Source organism: Gallibacterium anatis DSM 16844 = F 149, assembly GCF_000379785.1.
GTDB lineage: Bacteria > Pseudomonadota > Gammaproteobacteria > Enterobacterales > Pasteurellaceae > Gallibacterium > Gallibacterium anatis.
In genome coordinates this window covers 21,373-27,537 of the sequence record NZ_KB903689.1, presented here as the reverse complement: position 1 = coordinate 27,537, position 6,165 = coordinate 21,373, and the positions used below count along the sequence as shown (strand labels likewise).

Genomic DNA, 6,165 nt, shown 5'->3' with positions numbered 1-6,165 from the left:
TCCCCCTTGGATAATTAGACCGCCATAAAGCGGACCAAAATTAATCCACCACGCATTAGTATTTGAAAAATCGTAACTTACACCTAGTGGAGTAGTGCCGGATTGCCCCCAACTATTGACTATATTTTTTAATCCGTCACGGTTGCCGGTAAATAAACAGTTAAACGCATTAATTATTTGAGATAGTGAGCGGTTGCCATTAGAGGCTAGTAAAATATCATCAACAGTTAATTTACCTGCTAGGCTTTGATTGCCTGATGTGTTTAGTTTTCCGCTATCTCTATTGCCTCTAATCGTTAAAACACCGGAACTATCACTGTAAACATCAACTAAGCCTGTACCGGTTACACGTGTAGAAGAGCCAATCGCATTAGCCGCACCGCCTCTTGTTTCGACAACATTAAGGTAAGTGTTGCCGTTTGATGTTGTTGCATTAGATATACCTGTTGATGATGTGCTAGTGACTAGACCAATAGTTAAATTATCAACAGTATTGATTGATAAATTGCCGCTACCGTCAAAATTTCCCGAACCGCTAACCGCACCGGTTAAAGAAATTTTCCTTGCGGTCTGTAATTTACTTGCGCTTACCGCATTGGCATTTTTATCTAGTTTAGTGTTTGCCGTGTTGGCGGCGGAATTAGCCGCATTAAGCGCTTCAACACCTTTATCATAGGCGGTTTTAGCGGCGTAACTGGTAGCAACGGTATCAGAACTGGTAGAGATAACAGAGTTTGATTTTTTGCTATTGGGAATATAATTTTGGAGATTACTTGTTAATGCATTGATTAATGTTTTTAACGTTTTACCGGCTTTGGCGGTTAACCCTAATGTTTCGCTGTCGCTATCTAACGCATTAGTAAGCTGGACAATACCGCTTTTTGATGTGCTAGCTTTATCGATATTATGCGTATGCCCTGTATTATCTACAGTGTTATTAGTGCTTGATGTAATAGTTTTAGGTTTAACCCAATCATTAATGTCAGTAGTAGCGATTATTTCCCAATAGCCGGCATAGCTTACTGTGTTAAAGTTGGTTAAGTTATTATCAACTAAGCTAATAAAAAAGGCGGTGTAATTATCGTTAATTAATACCGCACCTTTACTATAACCGCCTATTTTCTCCGCAAACTCTTGATTAAAAAGGTAATTCCCGCCCTTATTCTGGAAAACAATGTGCGAGGTAATTTCATTTAATACGCCGTTCATATCTTTGCCGGACGGTGCTTTACCGCCTTGTGCGATTGGCGTCATTGTGATTTGAGGGAAACCGTCTGAATAAGTAGCACGTTCATCGGATAGGGCAGAGCTTCTATCATCCGGAATATCGTTTTTTAATCCTGTTAATGCCCACGCTTTAGCAAGTAATTTAGGTAAATTCATAACTTTTCCTTTTTTTTGGCAATAAAAAACCCGCTCCATTTCTGGAGCGGGTGTAAGTAAGAAGAGAAACTATTTAATAGTTAGGCATCGCCTATATAGAACGCGCCTTCGCCGAATGGTGCTAACCCTGATTCAATAAAGCCGAATGTTTTCGTAATATCAGGTTCATAATAATCAATTAAAACACCTGTAGGTCTAGGGAGTAAATCTGTACTGATTAAAACCGCTTTTTCTGCTGCTGATAAGTTAAATTCAAAAACATAACGAGCTTTCATTGTGCCGTTTTTAACGTAATACGCACGCCCTCGCTTTTTAAATAGGTTGGTAAGTAATTGATTGATATGATAAGCGGTGCAATAAATGATGTTGCTATAAGCCTTAATAAATAGCATAGAGCGGAACATTTCATCATTCATTTTGTAGTTAGTGTTTAGCTTAAAATTTTGCAAATCCTTATCTGCCAAACTAGAGCCTAGAAACTGATTTTTTTCAGTAATTAAAATATAACGACTTATGCCTAATATCCGCCCCCATATGTCTAGGCCTATGCCCTCTGCTGTAGAGAGATTCCAGATAGTGCGGTAAAAATCATCAATGTTTTTACTAGGGTCTAAACAATCATTTAAACTTTCGATCAATCCGCAAATAATTGGACTGTTGGCATATTGGCTAATGATTGTTTGTTTAACATCAATCATATTAATAATACCTTTATGTTATCTGCGCTTACGGTAGGATATTGGTCGATACCTAATTCCACGTAATCTCTATAATTTGAGGCGGTAAGCGATACATCAATATCTAGTAATTTACTTCCAGTTAATGCGTTAATAACTGCCTTACTGTATTCCATAGCGTATAGCGGCTGTCCTATTCTATTAATGGTTTCGTTATTAAATTCATTGATAATCGCTTGTTTAACCGTGTTTTCATAATCTACCTGTGCGCCTCGCCTTACTTTTACTTGAAAATAGATAGGCGTTGAGGTAGGTCGCATAAATTTAATTTTATAAGTAGGTTTAGGAATTTTATAATTGTCATCCGCTATATCAATTTGTTTATTACCGTTATAATCGCAACCATTTCCGGTATAAATCCATATTGTTTTAGCAATTTCTTTTTCATCGCCGCCTACCGCTGCCACATAAACACTGTGCGGCACTAAACTGTAATTAGTGCAACCTACTGTAATAGCATTATCAGTAGGATTATCAGTAACATAGCAATCTAGCACGCCCTCAAGATTGGCAACTTTTGAATAAACGGTGTTTACCATCCCTTGTGAGTTAATCGCTACGCTGTTTCTGATACGTTTACCGAAGTCTAGGCGGCTTTCTAGCGGTGTGCCTTTAATAGCGGCGGTTTTATTAATTACCGCATCCAAACCTACAATAGCGCTTTTCATTTTCGTGATAGTGTTTCTTTCTGCGCTATAAGTACCGTTAGCAACAACCTCGCCCTCTACTGTACCGTTTTGTAAGATTGATACGGATTTTTTTAAAAACCATTGATTGTTATTAGTATCAATCAATTCAAAATTTGCCGGTATTGTTGTTCCGGGCATTCCAGAAAATTCACAAATAGCGGTTGAATTAATTTGCCCTTTACGTGTTAAAAAATAAATATTCCCGATCGCATCTTGCATCCTGCCATCGCTGTATAATGGATCTAGATTATTTGCCAACCACGCAATCTGATTATTTTTATCCGCTATAATTGCTGTTAAAGCGGTAATGATTTGCCCTTGTGGCGTTTCTAAATTGCGGTTTAACTCTGTGCTAAACGCCTTGTCAAAAACATCAAATAAAGCGTTTAAAATCTCTTGTTCAGTGGGTAAAACTAAGCCTTCCGGCGTAAATTTAATATTGGGTATACTCATAGATTTATTGATAACTCCTTACCTTGCTGATCGGTAAAAAATACCTGACCTGTTAAATTTCTATTATCATTGCTGCCTAGTTTTGCTTTTACGCGCACTACGCCCGGAACGCTCAACGCCGCATTTTCTAAACGGTATTGATACAATGCAAAAGATTGCTTTTTACCTAGCGTCTCATCAAAATATGGTATGCCTTTCGTTGTGTTGTAATACAACTCGCCTTTAAATAACCTGATTGCGCTAGCCACGTCTTGCGCTTTTGAATAAGGGTCTTTAGCAAGCGCAATATTACCGGCATCATCTACCGCTAAATCCCATTTATCGGGGTGTAAAAATAACGTATCCATTATTGTGCTGCTCCTGTTGTGCCGCCGCTATCGCCCGGGTGTGTGTGGTTTTGTTGCGAAATACCGCCGGCTATCATATCGCCTGATGATGTTATGGTAGAGGTCGTTTCTACCGGCGCATCAATAATCACTTTACTAGATCGCAACGTAATCACGCCCGGCGAAATAACATCTATTCCGCCATTTTTAAAGTAGATATATTGATTAGGGGTGCCGTTTAAAAAACCGCCAAAAAATAAGCCGTCCGCATAATCAAACTTGCGGCGGCTTTGAGGTGAACTCGGCTTTTTCGTGTTTTTAATGGAACTAATATCACGGCTACAAAATCCGCACATCCCTATATCGCCTACTTGCGGATCGATAATTACCGCATTTTTTCCGCCCTGTAGCCTAAAATAGGGAATGTTGTAAATAATGCCGTGTTCGTGTATGCCACCCTGACCGTCAAGCTGTGCCACCATAGGCTGTACATCCACTGTACCTACAGGATTTACACCGGTAGCATTTACGGCTTTAACCAAAACTAAAGTAACGGTTTGAATACGATTGATTAATTGTAATATTTGAAAATTACCATCACCGTTAAATATTTCCTCAACGCTCATCAATCCGTAATTGTTATTTTGCAACTTTAGCCCCTCCTGTTAAGTTGGCGCATTGAATTTCCATCTCCCACCTGCCATTAGGTAATTCACTTTCTAAATAGTACGTAATGCCGAAAACACGCCATTGTCCGTTAGCCATCTCAATTAAACTATCTTTAACCTCAATCACGCCGCCAAAAATCACACTCGGTTCGTAAAGCGCTTTTAATGTGATACCTTGTAAATTAGGGACAGGGTAGCCAATCAAGCCGGTACTAGGCGATAATAACGCTACCTTTGTTTTTCTAGGTTGGTCTTTAGGCGCAATAGCGATCGTATCTTTGTCGATATACAAGCTAAAATTAGCGGTTTCGCACAAGCGGCGTATTTTTTCTAACTCGGTTTGCGGTAAGTAAGGATTTGATAATTTTAAATCTACTCCGTTGTTCTCAAATCGCATTCCCATATTATTGCAAATGGTCTCAATGATTTTCCCTACATCCGCTATGCCGTTTACGCTGATAGGTTTTGCCGGTACTACCTGATGATTTAATGCGGTTACTGAATCAATCGTTAAGATATTTTCCGGTGCGCTACCAAAATTAGGGTAAGCAAAAGAGATAGTACCCTGATAAACCACGTGATAGATACCATCGCCATTATCCGCCTCTAGTTTTACGCTATTTAAATTGGATAGTTCCGTGTTCCAATGGATTTTAGTGATTTGATTAATGATATTTTGAGATAGCCCCCATATCATTATTTTAGCGGTAGGTGATACGCCTTGACCGTTTCCGCTTTGTATTTGCGCTGATACCCTAAAATTTTCTAACGTAACAGTATTATTGCCTTTATCATCAAAAGCCTTGTCTTTTTCGCCTAAATATAATGTAACTTTTAATCGTTTTTTGCTAAAACTCATCTTTATCTATCCAGTAGAGTATGTAACGGCTATTTAAATCTTGCCATACAGGATCGGCATCCCCTAGCTTATCTACAATCATCAATTCCCCATTGATAGGCTTGTATTGCGCGTCAATTAAAGGCTGATTGGCCCGACAAATGCGGTTATTAATGATAGTTTCACTATCTGCGGTTACCGAAATATACAGGCTATTATTGTTTCTAGTGATTAGCGTAATGCCTATATTTTGATTGCCTAAGTTAACTATCAATTCTTGATTAGGCGTTGCTTTTAACGGTATTGAATAGATTGCCATTATTGCCCCTTGAAAATGTTCTTAATGCTATCAATGCCGCTTTTAAGCCCTTCACTCATTTGCTTCAATGCTGATTTGTTAGCACTGTTATTAGGTATTTCTGTAGGCGATACTTTACCTTGTTTTTGTATACTGCTTGAGGTATCCGCTTTCGTTTCAGTGTATTCCGCCTTAACCTCTCTAATTTCCTGTAAATGAATATTTACTTTTAAAAGCCTTGCGCCATCATTATGCTCGCGCGAATAATCATATCCTGTAATATTGCAATTAGGGTAAATAGCTTCAGGAGTTATTACCATAAATAAATCAGTGCTGTTGGCAAACGTGTCAAGCAAGCCTAAAAATGCGCTTCGCTCTACTACGCCACCGCTACCTTTAGTCATTATGACATCCACGCTATAAGGCTCTATTACTTTGTTATAGTTAGTAAATGACCCCATTTCTAGCGGTGCGGTAGATACTTTTGAGGTATTTTTATATTTAACGGATTTAACGTTATCCGCTAATAAAAGCGGTATGCCGTTCTGATCGAAAATACCCCAATAGTTACCAAAAATAGCATTAATTAGTAATCCGCCACCCATTTTTATGGCAGCGTTACCTATGTTACTAGGTAAGCCCGGAACGCTAGGAATGCCAATAGAATTCCACATAAAAACCTCTTTTTTTTCATTTTTGGAATCACGATCGCACTTTTGATACGTAACTAGAACATCACATTTAATTTATTGATAACATCGCAAAAAAACGAG

Annotated in this window: 8 protein-coding genes; all 8 read right to left on the bottom strand. The window is 38.5% G+C overall.

Translation table 11 applies throughout. The features are described from left to right. On the bottom strand, positions 1-1,383 hold a 1,383-nt coding region (locus tag A3EO_RS0105110; protein WP_026211006.1), incomplete at its 3' end, for a tail fiber protein. A gap of 80 nt (positions 1,384-1,463) precedes the next feature. Further along, positions 1,464-2,081, bottom strand: coding sequence for a DUF2612 domain-containing protein (locus tag A3EO_RS0105105; protein ID WP_018346275.1), 618 nt, complete (start codon positions 2,079-2,081; stop codon positions 1,464-1,466). After that, complete coding sequence (locus A3EO_RS0105100) at positions 2,078-3,262, bottom strand: baseplate J/gp47 family protein (protein WP_018346274.1); 1,185 nt, start codon at positions 3,260-3,262, stop codon at positions 2,078-2,080. The genes A3EO_RS0105105 and A3EO_RS0105100 overlap by 4 nt, the downstream gene beginning before the upstream one ends. Beyond that, positions 3,259-3,609 (bottom strand): hypothetical protein, encoded by a 351-nt coding sequence (locus A3EO_RS0105095; protein WP_018346273.1) that lies wholly within the window; start codon positions 3,607-3,609, stop codon positions 3,259-3,261. Before A3EO_RS0105095 ends, A3EO_RS0105100 begins: the two co-directional genes overlap by 4 nt. After that, the gene (locus A3EO_RS0105090; protein WP_018346272.1) at positions 3,609-4,238 is read right to left on the bottom strand and encodes a Gp138 family membrane-puncturing spike protein; all 630 of its coding nucleotides are present in this window, start codon (positions 4,236-4,238) and stop codon (positions 3,609-3,611) included. Before A3EO_RS0105090 ends, A3EO_RS0105095 begins: the two co-directional genes overlap by 1 nt. Beyond that, positions 4,228-5,115 (bottom strand): baseplate hub protein, encoded by an 888-nt coding sequence (locus tag A3EO_RS0105085; RefSeq protein WP_018346271.1) that lies wholly within the window; start codon positions 5,113-5,115, stop codon positions 4,228-4,230. The genes A3EO_RS0105090 and A3EO_RS0105085 overlap by 11 nt, the downstream gene beginning before the upstream one ends. After that, complete coding sequence (locus A3EO_RS0105080; RefSeq protein WP_018346270.1) at positions 5,105-5,413, bottom strand: phage baseplate plug family protein; 309 nt, start codon at positions 5,411-5,413, stop codon at positions 5,105-5,107. The genes A3EO_RS0105085 and A3EO_RS0105080 overlap by 11 nt, the downstream gene beginning before the upstream one ends. After that, positions 5,413-6,066 carry a phage baseplate protein gene (locus tag A3EO_RS0105075; RefSeq protein ID WP_018346269.1) on the bottom strand — a complete coding sequence of 218 codons (654 nt, stop codon included), beginning with the start codon at positions 6,064-6,066 and terminating at the stop codon, positions 5,413-5,415. Before A3EO_RS0105075 ends, A3EO_RS0105080 begins: the two co-directional genes overlap by 1 nt. Between the last annotated feature and the right edge of the window lie 99 nt (positions 6,067-6,165).